This window comes from Dactylosporangium maewongense (genome assembly GCF_039531485.1).
In the GTDB taxonomy this organism is placed as follows: domain Bacteria; phylum Actinomycetota; class Actinomycetes; order Mycobacteriales; family Micromonosporaceae; genus Dactylosporangium; species Dactylosporangium maewongense.
Genome location: NZ_BAAAQD010000085.1, coordinates 1 through 2,955 on the forward strand (window position 1 = coordinate 1; position 2,955 = coordinate 2,955).

A 2,955-nucleotide genomic window follows, 5' to 3' on the forward strand; every position below is an offset into this window, starting at 1 on the left:
TCCCGGCGGGTGCGCAGGTGATCACGCCGGAGATGTTGCCGTTGGTGGAGCTGACGGAGGTGGAGATCCGGGCGGTCGTCGGCACGGTGGAGGGCGGCGCGGCCAACGTCGCCGACATCTACCCCCTGGCCCCGCTGCAGGAAGGCCTGCTGTTCCACCACATCCTCGCCGACGGCGGCGACGACGCGTACGTCACGCCGTTCGTGCTGGAGTTCGGTGACCACCACCGGTTGGACCGGTTCACGGCTGCGCTGCAACAGGTCATCGACCGGCACGACGTGTTCCGGACGTCGATGGTGTGGGCGGGTCTCCGCGAACCGGTCCAGGTCGTGTGGCGCACGGCAACCCTGCCCGTCATCCCGGTCGAGCTGACCGGCACCACCGGCGACGCGGTGGCCGAGCTGCTCGCGGCGGCCGGCTCCTCGATGGACCTGGGCCGGGCGCCGCTGCTGAGCCTGCACGTGACCGGACTCGTGGACGGCCGGTGGCTGGGCCTGCTGCGGGTCCATCACCTGGTCCAGGACCACACGGCCCTGGAAGTGGTGATCGGTGAGGTCGGCGCGGTGCTGTCCGGCCGAGCCGACACGCTGCCGGAGGCGCTGCCGTTCCGGAACTTCGTGGCGCAGGCCCGGGCCGGCCTGAACAGCGGCGAGCACGAGGCGTTCTTCAGCGAGCTGCTGGCCGGGGTCGACGAGCCGACCGTGGCTTTCGGCGTCAGCGACGTCCACGGTGACGGGTCGACCGTGGTGCGGGCCGGGGTGGCGCTCGACGTGGAGCTGGCGGGCCGCCTCCGTGACGCGTCACGGAGGCTGGGGGTCAGCCCGGCGACCGTGCTGCACGTGGCGTGGTCGCGCGTGCTGTCGGTCGTGTCGGGTCGCGATGACGTCGTGTTCGGCACCGTCCTGTTCGGGCGGATGAACGCCGGCGCCGGGTCAGACCGGGTGCCCGGCCTGTTCATGAACACGTTGCCGGTGCGAGTGCCGACCGGCGACTTCGACGTGCCGGCCGCGGTGGTCGCGATGCGGAGCCAGCTGGGACGGCTGCTGGAACACGAGCATGCACCACTGGCGCTGGCGCAGCGGGTCAGCGCCGTGCCGGGCAACCAGCCGCTGTTCGCCACGCTGCTCAACTACCGGCACAGCAGTCCCCGCGGACCGGAGGAGGGCGCGGCCGACGGCTTCGAGGGCGTCCGGCCGGTGTACGCCCGGGAGAGCACCAACTACCCGGTGACCGTGTCCATCGACGACGACGGGACGTTCCTGGGGCTGACCGTGGACGCGGCCGGGCCGATCGATCCCGACGGCGTCGTGAGCATGCTGCACACCGCGGTCGCCGGCCTGGTACAGGCATTGGAAAGCACCACACCGGTGCCGCTGTCGGAGATCGGTGTTCTCAACCCCGGCGAGCTCGACCGCGTCCTGCACGAGTGGAACGGCACGGCGGTCGACGTCCCGGTGGCGACGTTGCCGGGGTTGTTCGCGGCTCAGGTGGCGCGCACGCCGGATGCCCCGGCGTTGGTGTTCGAGGGTGAGTCGTTGTCGTATGCGGAGCTGGAGGGTCGGGCGAACGGTCTGGCGCGGCTGCTGGTCGAGCGTGGTGTGGTCGCGGATTCGGTGGTGGGGGTTTCGCTGCCGCGTGGTTTCGACTTGGTGGTGGCACTGTTGGCGGCGCTCAAGGCTGGTGGTGCGTATCTGCCGATCGACCCGGATCTGCCGGCGGAGCGGGTCGCGTTCATGGTGGCGGACGCGGGTGCGGTGTGTGTGATCTCGGGGGGTCCGTTCACAGAAACGGCTACGGCTGCGGATGTTGTGGTTGTGCCGGGTCAGGCGGCGTACGTGATCTACACGTCGGGTTCGACTGGCCTGCCGAAGGGCGTGGTGGTGTCGCACGAGGGCATCGTGAACCGCCTCGTGTGGATGCAGGCGCAGTTCGGTCTGCGCCCAGGTGACCGGGTGTTGCAGAAGACGCCGTTCGGGTTCGACGTGTCGGTGTGGGAGTTGTTCTGGCCGTTGATCCAGGGTGCCACGATGGTGATCGCCCGGCCGGGCGGTCACCGCGACCCCGGCTACGTGGCCGAGCTGATCCGTGCTGAGCGGGTGGACACGGTCCACTTCGTGCCGTCGATGCTGGAGGCGTTCCTGGCCGTGCCGGAAGCGGCCGGCTGTGGTGAGCTGCGGCGGGTGGTGTGTTCCGGTGAGGCGCTTGGCTCGGCGGTGCGTGACCGGTTCTTCGAGATCCTTCCGGGTGTCGGGTTGTTCAATTTGTATGGTCCGACCGAGGCGTCGGTGGACGTGACCGCATGCGAGGTTCCGGCGGAGGGTCCGGTGCCGATCGGCCGTCCGGTGTTCAACACCCGCGTCTACGTCCTCGACGACCGGTTGGCGCCGGTGCCGGTCGGCGTATCCGGCGAGCTGTATCTGGCCGGTGTGCAACTCGCCCGCGGCTACGTCGGCCGGGCGGGGTTGACCGGTGAGCGGTTCGTCGCCGACCCGTTCGACGACGGTGGTCGGTTGTATCGCACCGGTGACGTGGTCCGGTGGGGCGGCGACGGCCAGCTGATGTACCTCGGTCGCGCCGACGACCAGGTGAAGATCCGCGGGTTCCGGATCGAGCCTGGCGAGATCGAGGCCGTGCTCGCCACCCACCCGCAGGTGAACCAGGTCGCGGTCATCGCCCGTGAAGACACCACCGGGGACAAGCGTCTGGTGGCGTACGTGGTCGGCGGCGTCGATGGTGCGGTGTTGCGCGCGTTCGCCGCGGAGCGGCTGCCCGAGTACATGGTCCCGTCGGCTGTCGCGGTTCTTGACGAGCTGCCGTTGATGTCGAACGGGAAGTTGGACCGTAAGGCACTGCCCGCGCCGGACTTCGCGTCCGCGGCTGGGACGGGTCGTGGGCCGGCTGATGTTCGCGAGGAGTTGATCTGTCTCGCGTTCGCTGAGGTGCTGGGTCTGGACG

Annotated in this window: 1 protein-coding gene; it reads left to right on the forward strand. The window is 69.9% G+C overall.

What is annotated here, in order from left to right; genetic code table 11:
* Positions 1-44: 44 nt before the first annotated feature.
* The coding region (locus ABD332_RS59790) for a non-ribosomal peptide synthetase (protein ID WP_344516069.1) at positions 45-2,955 on the forward strand (2,911 nt) is incomplete at its 3' end.